This is a genomic window from Chloroflexota bacterium (assembly GCA_014360825.1).
GTDB lineage: Bacteria > Chloroflexota > Anaerolineae > UBA2200 > JACIWT01 > JACIWT01.
In genome coordinates, this window is the sequence record JACIWT010000017.1 from 27,275 (window position 1) to 45,990 (window position 18,716).

Annotated in this window: 9 protein-coding genes; all 9 read left to right on the forward strand. The window is 56.4% G+C overall.

Annotation, left to right across the window (positions count from 1 at the left end):
• Positions 1–253 precede the first annotated feature (253 nt).
• Entirely contained in the window at positions 254–475 is a 222-nt protein-coding gene (locus tag H5T64_10630) for a hypothetical protein (protein MBC7264791.1), read from the forward strand.
• A gap of 172 nt (positions 476–647) precedes the next feature.
• Entirely contained in the window at positions 648–3,026 is a 2,379-nt protein-coding gene (locus H5T64_10635) for a DNRLRE domain-containing protein (protein MBC7264792.1), read from the forward strand.
• 126 nt (positions 3,027–3,152) lie between these two features.
• Complete coding sequence (locus H5T64_10640; protein ID MBC7264793.1) at positions 3,153–4,256, forward strand: hypothetical protein; 1,104 nt, start codon at positions 3,153–3,155, stop codon at positions 4,254–4,256.
• A gap of 257 nt (positions 4,257–4,513) precedes the next feature.
• Positions 4,514–6,361 carry a hypothetical protein gene (locus tag H5T64_10645; GenBank protein MBC7264794.1) on the forward strand — a complete coding sequence of 616 codons (1,848 nt, stop codon included), beginning with the start codon at positions 4,514–4,516 and terminating at the stop codon, positions 6,359–6,361.
• Positions 6,362–6,536: 175 nt separating this feature from the next.
• Positions 6,537–8,456, forward strand: a complete 1,920-nt coding sequence (locus tag H5T64_10650) for a hypothetical protein (protein ID MBC7264795.1) — start codon at positions 6,537–6,539, stop codon at positions 8,454–8,456.
• A 54-nt stretch (positions 8,457–8,510) separates the two neighbouring features.
• Positions 8,511–9,755, forward strand: coding sequence for a hypothetical protein (locus H5T64_10655; GenBank protein ID MBC7264796.1), 1,245 nt, complete (start codon positions 8,511–8,513; stop codon positions 9,753–9,755).
• A 59-nt stretch (positions 9,756–9,814) separates the two neighbouring features.
• Positions 9,815–13,606, forward strand: a complete 3,792-nt coding sequence (locus H5T64_10660; GenBank protein MBC7264797.1) for a S8 family serine peptidase — start codon at positions 9,815–9,817, stop codon at positions 13,604–13,606.
• A 128-nt stretch (positions 13,607–13,734) separates the two neighbouring features.
• A complete protein-coding gene (locus H5T64_10665; GenBank protein MBC7264798.1) occupies positions 13,735–16,947 on the forward strand; it encodes a VCBS repeat-containing protein in 3,213 nt (1,070 codons plus the stop codon).
• Between the two features lie 194 nt (positions 16,948–17,141).
• Positions 17,142–18,716: hypothetical protein (locus H5T64_10670; GenBank protein ID MBC7264799.1), on the forward strand; the 1,575-nt coding region annotated here is incomplete at its 3' end.

The following is an 18,716-nucleotide window of genomic DNA, read 5'->3' on the forward strand; positions in this document are numbered from 1 at the left end:
CCGGAGAGGCAACGACTTGCACGACGTGGGCCTCGTCTAACTTTTCCATCGGAAGGCGGTTGGTGGCGCGCGTAAACGTGGAGTAGAGATCATGGGGCGAGTGGCAGAGCGCGGGCCGGTCTCGCAGGATTGCAATGCGGCCTGGCACTTAGACTGACGGGTGCCGGCTACGGCGACCACAATGTTTGAGAGAACAGTGGAACACTTTGGGCATCAGACGATGCAGACCTGCCCCGACTGAGGGAAGAGGGATATGGGCATCGAAACCAGTGGGAAAACCGCAGTGCAAGCAACGGAGGCGCTTTCGTTGCCACTGGACCGCCCGCTGAAGTTCCTTTCGATTCGCCACATACACGCCATTGACGACGCCTTGGCGGCGATTGGTGCTTACGGAGAAGTCAGGCTGATCAAGAACCGGGGCAAACTCCGCTTTATTCAGACAGTCGAGAGTCAGGACTTCTCAGCCAACGAGTGACTAGAACCTGCCATTTCTCAAGGCGGAGCCAGGCACTGGGCACAAGTCAACTGAGTCAGGCGGCTTTGACAGAGGTGAGAAATACCCGGAGGCCGACTTTGCATGCCCCAGACCACGTGTGTGTTAGCCTTCCTGATGATTGTCCGAGATCCAGAGCAGGAGAGCTACGACGATGTTAATGCGAACCAGAGAGCAGAAAACGGCTTGCCCGAGCGGTTCGTCTTGGATATTACTTGCGACCCTGTCTCTGCTGGCCAGTATGATCATTCTGGCCGCGGCTATGGCATCTGCAGGATACACTGAATATTCGGAAAGCAGCACGCCCCCGGGTACCCTGGTCATGACGTTCCAACAAGGGCTTAACGGTTATTCAGGCGCAGAAGATTCATGGATTAGTGCCGCTCATCCAACAAGCAACTATAGCGATGCAATGGATGTTTCTGTTGGTGATTCCTTTAGGCGCGCAGCCCTGTTTCGCTTCGATCTATCGCCCCTTGGGCCCGACTCAATCGTGATATCAGCGACCTTGCGCTTATACGCTGTCGCATGGGGTGGGCAGAACATGGTCCTATCGGCACACTACATATCGCGCACTGTTGTTTATCATGAGGTAACCTGGGAGCAGGCGAGTGCCAGTGAACCATGGGGCACGCCGGGGTGTGAGGATGTTTTCTCTGATCGCAGGGCGGATGCAGAGGATTCCGTAACGACTTTGGGTATATACACCTGGTGTGAGTTTGACCTGACCAGCCTTGTGCAAGGGTGGGTAGATGGCACCCTTGCCAACCAAGGTATCCTCATACGTCAGCAAGAGCCGGGATCCACCTTTTACTTCGCAAGCTCCGAGAACAACGACATGTCAATTCGACCTCAACTAGTTATCATGTACGAAGACCCAGCCGACGGTAGTGAACCCTCACCGAGCCCAACGGCGACTGCCACGGCCACAGAGACTCCCACATCCACACTATCTCCTACTGCCACGCCCACTGTCACGCAGACCGCGACGAGTACTGCGACGCCAACGCCCAGTGCTGGGATCTGGCGTCGGCCGCTGCACTTGCGGTTTGGATGGGATATAGCGCTTGGGTATGGGGGTTTTGATCGATATGATATACGAGTCCTGAACTCAGGGTGGTATTCAGATTGGACATACAGGAAACATCCAGTGCTTCTCCCCGGCTTGCTCTATATGCAACTTATTCGACCTTCGAACCCCCCACCGTGGGACTATCTCGAGGAGGTGATTGCCGCCAATCCGGGCGCTGTGTGGATTCTAGGCAATGAACCGGACTGCAAAATGCAAGACAATATGCTCCCCGATCAATACGCCCAATTCCACCACGATTACTATCACTTCATCAAGAGCCGGGATCCAACGGCATGGGTAGCCAACGGTCCCATAGTTCAGGCTACGCCGCTACGCATGCAATGGCTGGATCTGGTGTGGGCCGCGTATCTAAACCGATATGGCGAACCCATGCCCGTAGACGTGTGGGCGATACATGAGCAGATCACACGGGAGAAAACCGGGGATTGGGGCTGCGATGTGCCCCCAGGGATAAACGTTTCTCAGGGAGAACTCTACACTCTCCAGGATACTGTTAGCGTGCCAATATTCAAGCAGCACATCCAACGAATGCGTACCTGGATGCGTGACAAGGGTCAGCGCGATAAGCCGCTTATCATAACCGAATTTGGATCGCTTCAGCCGTCCATGTACCTCAGAAACGGCGACCAAGATGTCCTTGATTTCATGAAGGGTTGTTTTGATTACTTGGTGAGTGCCGCCGATTCCGCAATCGGCTACCCGCAAGATGACAATCACTTGGTCCAGGCCTGGCTCTGGTTCAGTTTGAATCACCAGATGCAGCACGAATGGGGAGTAGATTACTACAATGGAAGCCTCTTCGACAGCCGGAGTCAGAGTTTTCCCGGCCTCTTGACCAAGTTTGGCGTGTTTTTCTCTGAGTACACTGGGGCCTTGATCACTCCAACGCCCACTGCCACGCCAGTGTATAGAACGGTCACCGTGTCCATCCCCTTGCGCCGCGGCTGGAACCTCGTATCCCTGCCGGTACGGGGCACAAGCACCGCAGTAGCGGATGTGTTATCTTCTATTGCGGGTCGTTATCAGGTTGTGTACACGTATGATGGCTGTACCAAAACCTGGTTCTATTATGACCCCTCTTTTCCTTCTTCCAACACCTTGACAGACCTCCCAGAAGGAACGGCCTTCTGGATCAAGATGACTGCGGATGCCACACTGCAGTTGACTGGCGAGGCGGGTCACCACGAGGCGCGCAGCCTGTGCCGGGGATGGAACCTAATTGGCTATTCGCGTGTCACACCGTTGCCCATTGCGGCCGCTCTTGAATCCATGTCCGGCCGCTATCGGAGCTTGTACCTGTACGACCCAGAAAGCCCTCGGCAGTGGAGGGCCTTCGACGTGCTCGTGTATCCCGGCTTCAACGACTTGGCGGAGATGGCGCCGGGGCAGGCGTTTTGGCTATGGAGCGAGCATCCATCGGTATTGAGATTCCCTGACTAGCACCTATGTCGCACTGTTCTTGAACAATAAGAAGGTTTCTGAATAGTGGCGGATCTTCCATGGGACTGGACAGGGGCCAAGGGTTACCTGCGAGTATCAAGCGGTTCCCACGAGCAGAGGATCAGCATGAAAAACCAAGATCGGACAAGCACCAGGCGGTGGCTAACGATCGCGTCGATGACAATGCTCATAGTGTTATGGCTCTCGCTAGACTTACAGCAGCGAGCATGGGCGCTCCCTGGCCAATCGGGATCGCGCCAGACCGTTCCAAGCCCCACACGCAGACCCACAGAAGTCCCTACACAGACCGGGACCCCCGCTATCACGCCAACGCTGCCGGCTGGATGGGTGCTGCTGTGTAGAGACGACTTCGCAAACCCGAACAGCGGTTGGCCTATTGTTCTGGCTGCGGAATACGAGATGTACTACGGCTTGGGAGAATACCGAATCAATGTCATGGCAGCCAATGTATATGCTACAGCCACGGTTAATTGTTCCGGTTCAGATTTGGATGCTAGTATCACTGCAAGACTAGTTACCGGCGACGGTGGCGCTTATGGGATTGCCTTCCATGCCGAAGACACGCACAATTGTATGCTCTTTATGGTTTCGCCCTCACAACAGCAATACGCCCTAATAGGACTGAGCGGAGGTGTAGGAAACCCCATAGTGACCTGGACCAACCATCCTGCGATAAGGCCGGGCAATACCCCGAACCTGCTCCGCGTCATCTGCCGAGGAAGCCAGATTGAATTATACATCAATAATATCCGCGTGAGAACGGCAACGAATGCCACACCCGGGGCGGGGCGCGTGGGACTCGTGGCAAGCAATGTGGGCTTTTCCGGCGAAGTGCATGCTGCCTTTGACAATTTTGAGTTGTTCGGGCCCCAACCGGCAACCGCCACTCCTACTGTGACGCAGACTCTGCCGCCAACCGCTACTTCCACCGCCGAGCCCACCGCGACCATTACGTTGATGCCTACGCCTACACCCAGTGTCACGGCGACCGCCACGACAACGTCATCGCCTCCGATCTATCTGCTACACTTGCCCATCACAGTGAAGAGCTGGAGAGAAGGAGCGCTGCAAAACACGACGCCAGGGGCACGGCCGGCAAGCAAATCCCTGCCCACAGGTAAGCATAGATTCGTGGTTTTCCTCGAATCGGCAGACGCCACTGATTACGGCGTCACCCGAGCCGGAGGCGGCTGGTATAGGGACTGGTGAATTTGGTTGAGCCTAATGGGTCGTATGTTAAATGGTAAGAAATACGTGGAACTTGTGGAAGGCTTAGTAGGGCCCGTAACAAGTAGCGAGCGTAAGAAGCGCTAGCGTGGTTGCAATCGTGTCCACAGTGTTATGTGATCGTGACGATCCCCTGAGGGACCAGAAGGGCCTAGGGATTCTATGTGTCATACCCGTGGCTCCATGCACCTTGGAGGGGTGACGTGTTAGCATCGTATTGTCACGGAGGTGAAAGGGCCGTGTTCAGAAAGGTCTCCCTGACATTGTTGTGCCTACTTGCCATGTGGCTGGTCCGGGTTTCGACTGCAGCGGCATTCCCGCCATTGCCTCACAGATTCTATGGTATGGTGACCGCCAATGGGCGAGCAGTGCCCGATGGGACGATTATAGACGTGTGGTCCGACAGGCTTAGATGGGAGACCCGCACCACGACGGTGTCAGGATGGTCATGGTACGACATTCTTATCCCTGGGGATGATCTAGACACGCCTGATCAGGAGGGAGCGCGTGAAGGGCACGAGGTCGTCTTTGATATCAGAGGCTATGGGCGGGGTGGAATTTCCTTCTGGCACGCTGGTGGTTACACCCGGTTTGATCTCAATTACACTGCGCCACCCACGCCGATTCCGCCGACACCCACACGGACGGCTACGCCAACCTTCACTCCGGCCCGCCCTGACCCTAGCACGGCGTGCCCACGAGCTGCGGCCGATGATTACGCGCCGCGCGGCCTCCCGGATTTTGAGCAGCGACAATCATGGTGGCAGGGGCCCATGGGACAGTGGACGCATGATGGTCCAACAGCCCTGGCAGATGTCCTGTGGTGGCTCGACTCAAAGGCCGGTCACGGCTTAGGTGGATGGCCTGGACTGATCACCTCCTTTGGCTCCTGGAGCGACCATGATCCGCGGAACGTACCTCCACTGATCGAGAATCTGGCCGAGTTTGCCTCCACAGGAGCCCAGGGGACAACGATCGAAGATCTGCAATCTGGTTTACTGGCCTATCTGGCGAGCAGGGGGCTCTCCGATGCATATTATGTGCAGGTTGAAAGGTCTCCGTCCCCCACCTGGATTGCAGAGCACTCCGCAGAGGGGTTGCTAATGCTACTGGGCCTCTGGCAAGACCAGGGTCAGCCGCAAGGCTGGGTGCGCATTGGAGGGCACTATGTAGCGGTCAACTGCCTGTCTGCTTCCGGTACCACTATTGAAATTGCGGACCCATTGATTGATCATGCCGCTATGGGGGGACCAGGCAGGTGCTGGCCCGATGCAGGGACGGCCATCACGATGGGCTTGCATAACGATGCGGCGTACGTTTCTTATGACCAGTACTACATGCCAATTTGGGTTTCTGTTCCGGGAGCGAACTGGGGCTTACGCAACTATGCTGGCTCGTGGATCAATATGGTGATCAACAACTGTGCCGGACTGAACTCGTCTCAGGAACTAGCGTCCTACTCAGGCACTTGGAATCCAAGCGGAAATCCGGTGGTTGTCGCTGTCGATTACGCCCTGGCCATAACGGCAAACCCCCAATTCATTACCCCCACCCCATCGGCCAGTCCCACGGCATCCAAAACGCCCCCACCATCCCGCACCCCGTCTCCGTCTGCAACTCCGACCATCGGGCCCTTCTCCAGGCCCTATGATCCAAGGGATGGGTTGACACTGTGGAGCAACGACCGGGTCGTTTGGGCAGTGTTTCCACCATCTTGTTTGGCTGGCCCTGGTACAGCAGAATTCGAACCCCTGCCTCTTCCTGAGGTCGCTGAAGGTGAGAAGGCTCTTCTGGCGTTTCGCCTCGATCTCAGGGACAGTGCCGGACGGATCGCACCAGTGTTGGACAACTTCGCTGGCGTGGTTCTATGGTATGATGCTGAGGACATCGTGGGTTTCGAGAACAAACCGCTAAGAGTCTGGTGGTATGATCCGCACGTGGGCTGGTGGATGGACATAGCGTGTGAGCACAATGCCAGTTCGAGGATGGTGTGGTTCTTGACAAGGAAACTTGGACGATTCTGTCTGCTTGCTGCAGACTTCGACCTTCGGCTTCCAATCATCCTGAAAGAGCACCGGCAGCCCTGATCCATGAGCATATCACATGCGAAGGATGCCCAGTCAAGAAAGCGTATCAGGCTGAACTTGGGTGAGAACGTATTGGCTCATGTATGACAGTTACCAATCGGAACTTCTCAGGCCGCGCGACGGGCGATGTCCACAGATGAGACAAACCTTGGACAAAATTCTCATAGGCGATCCAATGCCACAGAAAGCAACAGACGAGCTGCCTCGCCCTAAACAGAGTTGTCGGACCACAGCCTGCAACCACCGAAGAGCGTATCCGACGACGCTGTACCTTGTTTCGTTCCTGATTGCCTTGTCCCTGGTGCTTGTCGTGCCACCGCTCAGCCAATTTAGCAGGGCCATCCCTGACCTGACTGGTGACGGAAACCAGTACCTATACCTGTTGAAGTGGTTTCCTCACGCGCTTTTTGGTCTGCACGCGTCGCTTTTCTTTGATCCGAACGTGTTTTATCCGTTTGGCTATCCTCTAGCAATGTCTGAAACTACCTTGGCAAACACGGTGTTGATGATGCCTATCGTGCTGTCAGTGGGGGAGGTGATCGCCTACAACAGCGCTATCCTCTCGTCCTGCGCGCTGGCGGGGTTGGGGGCGTACCTCTTTGCCTGGCAGATCACCCGGTGCAAAAGAGAATCTGTCGTTGCCGCGGTTGTCTTTGCTTTTGCTCCCTATCACACGGCGCATATTGTGCAGGGTATCCTGCCAATTATCACTATTCAATGGATTCCCTTTGTATTCCTGGGCATCGAGATGCTGGCCCGGCAACCCCGAGGCCAATGGATTTTGCTGACTGCGCTATTCTTCGCCTTAACAGCGTTGTCGTCATGGTATTACGCGTTCATCATCTCAATCACTGCGGGCGCATACGCGCTCCTGAGGGCGTGGGGACAGCCACAACCCAGACAGACAGTGACCTATGCTTTGCTTTCGTTGATGCTCGCGGCGTTCTTGATCTTGCCAGCCTTAGTGCCGACCTTTCTATGCCAGGGTGGCAGGGGTTGGTCCATGACCACATCGGATGGATGGGGGGCGGCGCTGACCGACTTCATCTACCCCAATCCCCGTCATCCCCTGTGGGGTCCACCCCTTTTGGAGAACTATACCTCATATACTCGCCGCGCCGATCTTTACGTGGGCATACCAGTGCTACTTCTGGCCAGCGTTGGGCTGCGGGCAATCCCGTGGGCCAATCGTCGAGCATTGATCATGACGGCCGTTTTGGCCACGCTCCTGGCGTTGGGGCCCACTCTGCACGTCTACGGTCCACGAACGTACATTCCTGTGCCAGCGATGGTAGAAAGGGCATTCACTGTGGTTATCGGATTTTTCTCGAAGTATCTGGCTCTGAATCCAACCACGACGTACTACACACTGCGCTTAGAAAATGCCATCTACGTTCCTCTCCCTGCGTTCCTGTTATACCTTTTTGTTCCGACGGGCAACGCGATCAGGTTCTGGAGCCGATTTGGGGTAGTGGCCATACTCGTGCTCGCAGTTCTGGCGGTATGCGGTGCCCGCCGATTAGGAGAGGCATTTCGAGTCGGACATACTAAGCAGGCGTGGGCAGAGGCTGCCATTGCGTTGTGCGTGATCGCTATTCTGTGCGATTTCGTTGTGGCGCCGGAGTTGAGGGGTTTCCGCGACGTTGGGCCAGACCCTGTAACGGAGTGGATCCGATCCCAGCCGGGCGATTTCAGCATCATGAAGTTCCCAATCGAGGTAGCGATCAATGGGCGATCACTTTACGAGACATTCCTCCACGGGAAGAAGATCGCATACGGCTATGGCACTTTCTTTCCAGGGGAATGGACCGCTCAACTTCCCGTGCTGAGGACATTTCCCAGTGGCGAGTCGTTGGCGCTGCTCAAACGTTGGAGTGTGCGCTATATCCTTATTTATCCAGAAGCATACGGGTCCCTAGGGCTGGGAGAGCCGTCACAGATTGTGGGTTTAGAGGCTCTGCCACTACGCACGATCATAGATGATGTCTGGATCTACGAGCTAATTGACAGCAGCCAGCCTGCAGCGTCGTCTGGCATCACTTGGGCAAACCAGGGGGTCACAACTGGGGCGCAAGAAGGGCGTAGGCCAATCTAACCTTGGAGGGGCACGAGCCATTTATAGTCCGTCTCTCGGGATAGGGGGTATTTGATGGAAGAGGAAATAGATCTTCGCGAGTATGTGGCCGTTTTGGTGAAGCATTGGAAAGCCATTGTCGCTGTTACCGCAGTGGCAGCTATCGCGGCGCTGGTGGTCAGTCTACTCTTGCCGCCGACCTATGAGGCAACGGCTATCTGTGTTGCAACTAAGCCCAAGTACCAGATGCAGTTTGACCCCAAGATTCAGTCCCTGGTAGATCTACAGGTTCCATCCAAAGCCTATGCAGCCCTGGCCAAGAATGCCGAGTTGGAGAGGGGGATCATTGAGACACTCGGTGCTGCTCTCTTGCCCCAGGAGCGGACTATCGAGGGCCTACAGTGTATGCTGACTGTCTCCACGCCCACCGATCCCAGCGTGATCCAACTCAAAGCACGTTCTTCCGACCCCCAAAAAGCGGCCCTCCTTGCCAATACCTGGGCAGAGTTGTTCGTTCAGCAAATCAATGAGCTCTATGGGCAGTCATTGGACGAGCAACGAAGAATCGAGGGCCAGCTTGCAGTGGCAGACCAGAATCTCAAGATAGCCGAGGACGCGCTAATTGAGTTTCAAAAGAGGAGCCAGATCGCCACTTTGCAGGCGCAGATCGAGGCCGAATTGGAAGCTCTAAGTAGCTACCTGGCCGCTACAAAGAACCTTGAACTAGTGATACAGGATGCTCAGAGCCTCAAGGAGAATTTGCAGATGCAAGGCGCGGGGCCTGTGGCCGTGTCCAGTGGGCTCTCCACTTTGTTTCTAGAGATTGACTCGCTGAACTCTGCAGCCAGGCTGCCGGTGCAACTACAGATCCCCATTGACGAGTCTATCGCCGCCAGTACCAGCATCAGCCAGCAGGTCCAGTACCTGGATAATTTCATGGCTACCCTGAAGGCGAAACAGCAAGCGATTGCCATGGCAGCGGATGAAATCCCCGCGAGAATCCTGGAGCTGCAGGGGGCTTTGCAGCGTGAACAAACGGAGCGCGATCGCCTAGCGCGAGCAAGAGATGTGGCTAGGGAAACCTACCTGACCCTTTCACGGAAGGCTGATGAGGTGCGCATTGCTACCCAGGTGGACGAGGGCGAGCTGCGCATTGTCAGCCAAGCGGAGGCGCCACGTGAGCCTGTGGCCCCAAAGAAGGGAGTGAACACAGCCATCGCCGGGGTGTTGGGGTTGATGGTGGGAGTGTTAGGGGCATTCGCAGTGGAGTACTTCGAGAAGCCGAGGGGCTCAACGCGTGAGGCAATCAAAGGGGCTTAAGGAAATGTAGCGTTCGAGGAGGAGATGTCATAAAACAAGGGGACAGAAGGGAAAGTGCGATGAGCAAGAAAATGCAATTAGGCGTGTTCTGGGGAAAAGCGAGGTTGGTGTTCTTAGTAAGTTTGGTCTTCACTATCGGGATGCTTTTGTGCCCCAGCATGGCTGGTGCGGATACCCTGTCTCTCAAGCCAGTGTCCAAAGAGCCCACACAGTGGAGCACTACGGACGTGGGCATGACGGTAGCGCCGCAAGAGATTGAAAGGCCTGATAAGGGCAATCCTAAGCTGGGGTCGTCACTAAACCAACTGCTGGAAGCACACCGTCGCGGAGGTCTGATTGAGGCACGAGCCTTTGCAATGAGGCATGGGATGGTTTTCCATGATGAGCAAGTGCAGGTGGAGGTGGTGACATACAAAGAAGGGGTGGGGGGCCTCATAGACGTAGTGGAGACCATGGGAGGAGAGTACCAAGGCCATTATGAGACGCTGCTTCAGGCTTTAATGCCCCTTAACGCTCTAGAGTCTCTAGCCCTACGACCAGATGTACAGGTCATTCGCGAGCCCCAGCGGGCGATGACACTCGAGTCAACGCTGGCCGGGAGCGTTAACAGTGAGGGTCTGGGCCCGTCGAACGCCTCGCCCTGGCATGCGGCCAGCTACACTGGCACGGGAGTGAAAGTAGGGATCATTGACGTCGGCTTCCTAGGATACACGGGGCTGTTGGGGACCGACCTGCCCTCCTCAGTAACCGCGAGGGACTACACCGGCACCGGTGTAGGGACCGGCACTAAGCATGGAACGGCTTGCGCGGAGGTCATCCATGACATGGCCCCCAGTGCAATAATGTACCTGTCCAAAATAAGCACTAAAGTCGAGCTCGCCAGTGCAGTCAACGATCTCATCAATGACGGCGTGGACATTATCTCCATGTCTCTGGGCTGGCCCCTTGATGGGCCCGGTGACGGGACTGGGTATCTGGCAAACATTGTGAGCAACGCCCGGGCGAATGGCATCTTCTTTACTACGGCTGCCGGAAACGAAGCACTGGTGCACTGGGTCGGGTATTTCAGAGACGATGGCTCTGGCAATAACGTGTGGGGGGCTACCCAGAATATCAACTGGTTTGGGCCTGGGGACGGCTCTGCCTATGTCATACCCAAAGACTATATAATTACAGTTGCCCTCCACTGGGACGATTGGACTAACGTCAATCAAGATTACGACATGGAGCTGTACAGGTGGGATGGCTCTCGTTGGGTATATGTAACAGGGTCGTACAACTGGCAGAATGGCGGTGCGGGCCAGACTCCTGAGGAGTACATCCAGCTTTCTGCTTCAAGCAGTGCAGCCTACGGCGTGGTGGTCCGCAAATGGAGTGCCACCCGTGATGTGTACCTTTCTCTAGATGCACCAAAGATGACCCATTTGGACGAATGGTGGGAGGAGCGCAGCCTCACCTTCCCAGCTGATTCGCCGGATGCTATGACAGTGGGTGCTGTTGATGTAGGCACTCCTTACGCCTTGGAACCCTATAGTTCCCGGGGACCCACCTTCGGGCCCGGCGGCGTCCTAGGCGACCTTTACACCAAGCCGGATATCGTAGGCTACGCCAACGTCTCGACGGTGAGCTATGGGACAAGGGGATTTAACGGCACCTCAGCAGCCACACCGCACGTGGCAGGAGCGGCAGCTCTTGTTAAGGATGCGTATCCCGGCTATAGCGTGAGCCAGTTACAGGGCTTTCTCGAGGGCAGGGCCGTCGACCAAGGTGCCTCAGGCAAGGACAACTCGTATGGCTCAGGCAGGCTGAACTTGGGCAGCCCGCCGTCCAGCCAGCCTGACCTGATAGTGCCGCAGATCGATTGGACACCCGAGTCGCCAAAGGTGGGTGACAACATGCACTTCACGATCCACGTAGAGAACCAGGGCAACTCTAACACCAGCCCTTGGGGCCAAGTAGGCGTACGATGCTTCATTGACAGCACCTCAATTGGGGACCAGTACACCAGCAACATCGCTCCGGGGACGACTGAGTTCTTCGACTTCTATTGGACAGCGACCTCGGGCGACTACACTGTGCGCGCGGTAGCTGACTACGGCGATTTCATCCCCGAGAGCAATGAGGGTAACAACGAAAGACAGGAGTCCTTTGTCGTCTCCACACCGAGTCAGCCTGACCTAATAGTGCAGAGCATCTCCATCAGCCCTGCCAACCCCAGCGTCAATCAACCCATCCTTATGACCGTGGTGATCAACAACCAAGGGAAAAGCCAGGATCCATTGAGCGTCGGCAACTCTACCGATTTGTATCTGGACTACCAGCCCAGGCTAGGACAGGATGACTGGAGCTATAGCATCTATGGCTGGGACAGAACAGATCCTCTAGCATCAGGCGAGACTCTCGAGCTCCAATACACCCATCCGGGCTTCAGTGCTGCAGGCTCTCACTATTTGTACGCTGAGATCGACGAGCCTGACCTTTACCGGGAAACGGATGAAAGCAACAACATCTGTGGGCCGATTTACTTCAGCGTCAGTTGTCCCACACCTGGCTCCCCCAGCAACCCTTCGCCGGCAGACAACGCGACTGGGGTCTCGGTTAATGCGGATCTAGACTGGTCAGATGCCAGTGGTGCGACGTCATACGATGTATACTTCGGCACCCCTTCGCCCCCGCCCTACCATGGTAACACTGCCTCTAGTTCCTTCAGCCTGCCCACACTAAGTTACTCGACCCATTACTACTGGCAGATCGTGGCGAAGAACAGCTGTGGAGAGACCCCTGGACCGATCTGGGACTTCACGACCGGCAGTTGTCCGACGCCCCCAGCGCCGACACTGTCGTCCCCCGCCAACGGAAGCACGACCAGCAACAGCACGCCGACGTTTGTTTGGAACAGTGTCAGTGGGGCAACCTCGTACCAGATTCAAGTAGATGACGCTCCAAGTTTCACTTCGCCGGCGATCGACACAACCACCTCGAACACGAACTATACGCCTGCTTCTGCTCTTGCCGATGGTATCTATTACTGGCGGGTGAGGGGGCACAACAGTTGTGGAAACGGAGCCTGGTCTGAGATATGGAGCTTCACCATCTCGACAGTGTGTACTGTGCCACCTGCGCCGGCACTGTCGTCCCCTGAGAATGGCAGCACGACCAGCAACAGCACGCCAACGTTCACTTGGAACGCCGTCAGCAGCGCGACCGCGTACCAGATTCAGCTGGACAATATGCCGTATTTCACTCTTCCAATCCGGGACAGGACGGTTGTCGGCACCAGTTGGACCTGTGACATCGCCCTTCCCCAGGATACGTACCTGTGGCGTGTGCGAGCGCAGAACGGCTGCGGTTCCGGATCATGGTCAGAAGTGTGGACTTTCACGGTAAGTGCTCCACCGAACCGGGCACGGTCCGACCTCGACGCTGATGGGAAGAGAGATCTCGTGCTCTGGCGGCCCAGCAACGGCACCTGGTACGCCCTCAAGTCTTCTGCCGGGTATGCCTACGGTAGCAGTTTCACCCGCACCTGGGGCAAGAGCGGGGATGTGCCGGTGGGCGGCGACCTCGACGGCGATGGGAAGATGGACCTGGTGCTCTGGCGGCCCAGCAACGGTACTTGGTACGCCCTTAAGTCCTCCGCCGGGTACGCTTACACTAGCAGCTTCACCCGCACCTGGGGTAAGAATGGGGATATCCCGGTGGGCGGCGACCTGGACGGCGATGGGAAGATGGACCTGGTGCTCTGGCGGCCCAGCAACGGTACTTGGTACGCCCTCAAGTCTTCTGCCGGGTATGCCTACGGTAGCAGCTTCACTCGCGGCTGGGGGAAGAGCGGGGATGTACCACTGTAGGTGAGGAGCCTGGGAGAAGACTCTCATGTGATGCTGCCAACGGTCCAGCCATAAAGACAAGCTTGCACTGCTGATATCGGAGCGTGAAGGTAGCTCGCGCATTACGAGTGCGCGGTCGGGGGTGCATGATGACGAAGCCATTTGTCTTGATGGTAATGCTCCTGGTGTTGGTAGGCGCTCGCGCAGCCACAGACATGGCACGAGCAGGTAGATCAGCCTGCGCGCCTCTCTCACTTGACATGACTCCGAGGCAATTCGAGGACGCTGATGCGCCGAACCAGCCAGTTCACGGCCTGCTCTCCTTCCTTGATCTGCTCACTGAGGCGCAGGAAGTCCGCCTCAGTGAGGCAGCTAAGACCGTGCTGGAGAGGCATACCCGCTCACATGCATGGATGGCCAGAATGGCTGTGGAAGATGAGTGGGCCTACTCTTTAGCCCAGGTTGTAAGCTCTCGATCGGGGCCGAATGCCATTCCACTTTCCCATGATTTGACTGCCCTCAGTTGTACCAATCTAGCGAATTGGCAGTGTGTTGAAACTCGTCCGGGTCTTTCCCTATGCAGAGCTAACAATATCTGCGTAGTTAAAGTGGATCTCAACAACAATAGTCTCCGCCCTCGTGTAGCGATCGCGGCCAGCGGTGGTACACAGTGGCTGAGTTCCATCGCCTCCAGTGCGGGAGCACTGGCCGCTATCAATGGCGACTATTTCAGCGGCTGCCCAGATACAGTTCCACCACTTAACTGTGGAGAGGGGTTGACATTTGTCGACGGTATAGATTACACTGACTATACTGGTAATGAGTGGCAGAATCGACGGTCATTAGGGTTCAATGACAACTATGATCCTAACATCGGTTGGCCTAGTGAGCAGGGGGGGAATCGTCGTCAACTGCTTGGGGGTGGGCCACAAGTCACATTCGGTGGCGAGTACCGATGGCGTTGCTGGTATCAAAGCTACAACACCGAAGGTAACTGTACCTGCCAAAACAACACTGTAGTCATCAACGACGAACTTTTTAGTTGCTCAGCTAACAACTGGTGGAACCGGCCACAGAGTTTCATTGGCTTCAGTGATGATCGCAATACGCTCTACCTAGCTAAGAGCGAACCGGGATATAACAAAACTCCTCATGAAATGCACGATGTCTTGTGGGTACTGGGAGCTCGGTATTCGCTAAAACTGGATGGCGGTGATTCATCAGGGCTATATTTTAACGACGGTGGTTATCAGTTTGCATGGAATAGTAACCGCGCAGTTGCAAATGCTTGGGTAATTGTACCTAGCGCTGCTCCACCGCCGCCCCCGGATTGTCCTCAATCTGGCGGTGTCATCCTCTACAAGCACAACAACTATAATTGTGGTGGTGAAGGAGAGGGAAGTGGCTACGTGATGCGTTCCAGCACCGGTTGGCAGAACGTTCCCGGCTCTTTCAACGACCAAGCTTCCTCCGTCAGGGTTCCATCCGGTTGGTCGGTCAAACTGTACGAACACTCCGATCGCGGCGGCGGCTCCGTTTGCCGCGGCGGCGACGATAGCGACTTTGCTGGTGACACTTTCGAAAACGGGGTTGGTCTGAACGACAATGTTTCCTCTTTTGAAGTATTCGACAATAGCAACTGCGGTTCTGCTCCACCCTGCAACCCGAATCCTGACCAAGTGGCTCTGTACGCAGACCCAAACTATGGTGGTACGTGCAAGATCCTGGGCATTGGTGAATACCCTAATCCAGGTGCGATGGGGTTCGCCAACGACAGCGTTTCCTCTATCAGGGTAGGGAGCAATGTCAAGGCTGTCCTCTGCAGAGATGACAATTATGCCGGCGGCTGTGAAGAGTTCGCTGCCGATGACCCAGATCTCAGCAACAATTCGATTGGCGACAACCAGGTTTCCTCTGCAAAAGTCCAGCCCCGCACTCAACCGCGACCTGACCTGCGTCCCTATGCCCCGCCGGGCTATCCATACCCAGTTGTCCCCTCGTCTGTTCCCGGCACACATGAGGTGAACAGCCTCTATGCCAATCAGCCCACCTACTTTGACTGGCATTTTATCAACAGCGGCGACGCGACCGCCTCTGGCGACTTCCATGTAGAACTCTGGGTGGACACCACGAGATACGTGCGGTATCCCTATTCTAACTACTGCGCCGGCTGTTCAGGAGGATTCGATGATTGGAGCGAGACGATCAACACATCCGGCTGGCATACCGTCCGTCTGATCGCGGATCCTGACAATACGGTCTCTGAGTCAGATGAGAGCAATAATGTCTGGGAACGACAGTTCTACTGGGAGGGCCCAAGCCAGCCAGATCTGATTGTGCAAAGCATCTCCATCAGTCCTGCCAACCCCAGTGTCAACCAACCGATCGTGATGACCGTGGTGATCAAGAACCAGGGCACAGGCACTGCTACTTTGCCCGAAGGGTTGAAGCAGGAGCAGAGACTCCGTCCCGAGGGAGGGCCGGACCAGAGCGACACTACAACGAGTGCGAACTTCTGGACCGATCTGTACCTGGACCGCCAGCCGACGGGCGTTGGAGACTACAATAGCATCTACTACTGGACCACAGGGTCCCTAGCGCCAAACGAAACTGCAGTACTGCAATATACCCATCCTGGCTTCAGCACCCCCGACTCTCACTTCTTATACGCCCAGGTTGATTCGGGCGGGTCAATTGCTGAGAGCAACGAGGGCAACAATATCTATGGGCCGACATACTTCACTGTTAGCTCTCAAGGCCAGGCTCGCGAGTGGGCAGATCTCGATGCCGATGGGAAGAGAGACCTGGTGCTGTGGCGGCCCAGCAACGGCACCTGGTATGCCCTCAAGTCTTCTGCCGGGTACGCCTACGGTAGCAGTTTCACCCGCAGCTGGGGTAAGAGTGGCGATGTACCGATAAGCGGAGACCTGGATGGCGACGGGAAGATGGACCTGGTGCTCTGGCGGCCCAGCAACGGTACTTGGTACGCCCTCAAGTCCTCCGCCGGGTATGCCTATACCAGCAGCTTCACCCGCGGCTGGGGTAAGAACGGCGATGTGCCAGTAAGCGGAGACCTGGACGGCGACGGTAAGATGGACCTGGTGCTGTGGCGGCCCAGCAACGGCACCTGGTACGCCCTCAAGTCCTCCGCCGGGTACGCCTATACTAGCAGCTTCACTCGCACCTGGGGCAAGAACGGCGACGTGCCGGTGGGCGGGGACCTGGATGGGGACGGGAAGATGGACCTGGTGCTCTGGCGGCCCAGTAACGGCACGTGGTACGCCCTCAAGTCCTCTGCCGGGTATGCCTACGGTAGCAGTTTCACCCGCGGCTGGGGGAAGAGTGGGGATATCCCGCTGTAGTAGGAGATACGGGTGGGGTGCAGTAATGCGGGCAGTAGTTGCATTGCTGGTTGGGCAGCAGAATCCGGTTAGCGTCAAGGCCAGTTTGGCCGAAGTGGTGGTCTACGCCCCTGCGTCACCACTAACGAGACAACAGGCGGGACGGCGATGATTCAAGCGCGAGGCAACGTCCAACGCCAGGAAGGAGTCTACCGATGAGATGGAGAGCGTTCACGGTGCTAAGTGTCATTGTGGGCCTGGTGCTCGTCCTCACTTCAAGTGCTACCGCCCGGGCGCCGCAACCACCCGACACCCCTCCGGCGGCTATCAATCAGTCAGGCGAGCTGGTCTCACTCTCTGGCTGGTTTACGGTGATCTGGGGTGACCCAGAGCCCGAATCGAACACGACCGTTGATACAATCTATATGCTCTTCGATGACAGGGGTCAGGCAACGCGGCTTCTGCTGACCGAGGAACTGATCCAACCCCTTGGCGGGGTTCTGGCCTTGAACGGCCGCCGCCTGACCGTAGTAGGCATATGGGCAGACGCGACCGCTGAAGTCGCGCAGATCCCAGCCTTGCTGGTTCAATCCATCCAGGTCGACTTCGAGGCGGTATCTGCTCTCATAAGTGCTCCCGTGAGTGGCTCCCAGCCATGGGTGACAATCCTGTGCAAATTCGCGGATGTGGCCGCCGAGCCTCAGCCCCTGTCGTACTTTCAGGGGCTAATGGGTAGCGCATATCCTGGCATGGATCACTACTGGCGCGAACTGTCTTACAATGTCATCAAGCTGGTGGGCAGTGTGGAACGGGGGTGGTACACCCTGCCTCAGCCGAAGTCCTACTACGTATACGGCTCACCAGCAGAGCTCGATCTCGCCCGGGCTACAGAGGATTGCACGGCATGCGCTGACGCTGACGTCTACTTTCCCAGCTACGTGGGCATCAACCTCGTGTTCAATGATGCTCTGGGGTATTATGTTGGTTGGGGGTGTGCCAGCTACTATCTGGTTCGCGACGGGGAGGGCAAATATTATAGAATGACGTGGTTGTCACCTCCCGGTCAAGACGGCATCGCGCATGAGATGGGGCATGGCTTTGGGCTGCCGCACTCGGGCCCCTGGTATGACAATCAGTGGGACGTGATGAGCGATTCGTGGGGCAGCTGTCGCCGTAACAACCCCGATCCGACGTATGGGTGTGTGGGACAACACACCATCTCTTACCATAAAGACATGCTGGGCTGGGTTCCTGTCGGGCGAAAATACACGGTGGCATTGGGCAGCCAGGCAACCATTGCCCTCGAGCAATTGGCTTTGCCTCAAACCAACAACTACCTTATGGTGCAGATTCCGATCGCGGGGTCAGGTAGCCATTTCTACAGCGTGGAGGCGCGCCGGTTGGTGGGCTATGACAACTGTCTGCCAGGTGATGCGGTGATCATTCACGATGTGAATACTTCGAGGAGCGATTGGGGACCAGCCTATGTGGTGGATGCGGACTGGAATGGAAATACAGGCGATGCGGGTGCCATGTGGACTGTGGATGAGACCTTTACCGATGCGGAGAACGGGATATCGGTTTCGGTCGTTTCGGCAACTAGCACCGGATTCGTGGTTTACGTGAACAACAACTATGTGCCGACGCCAGGCGAGCGGGCCGATGTCGATGCCGATGGGAAGAGAGACCTGGTGCTGTGGCGGCCCAGCAACGGCACCTGGTATGCCCTCAAGTCTTCTGCCGGGTACGCCTACGGTAGCAGTTTCACCCGCAGCTGGGGTAAGAGTGGC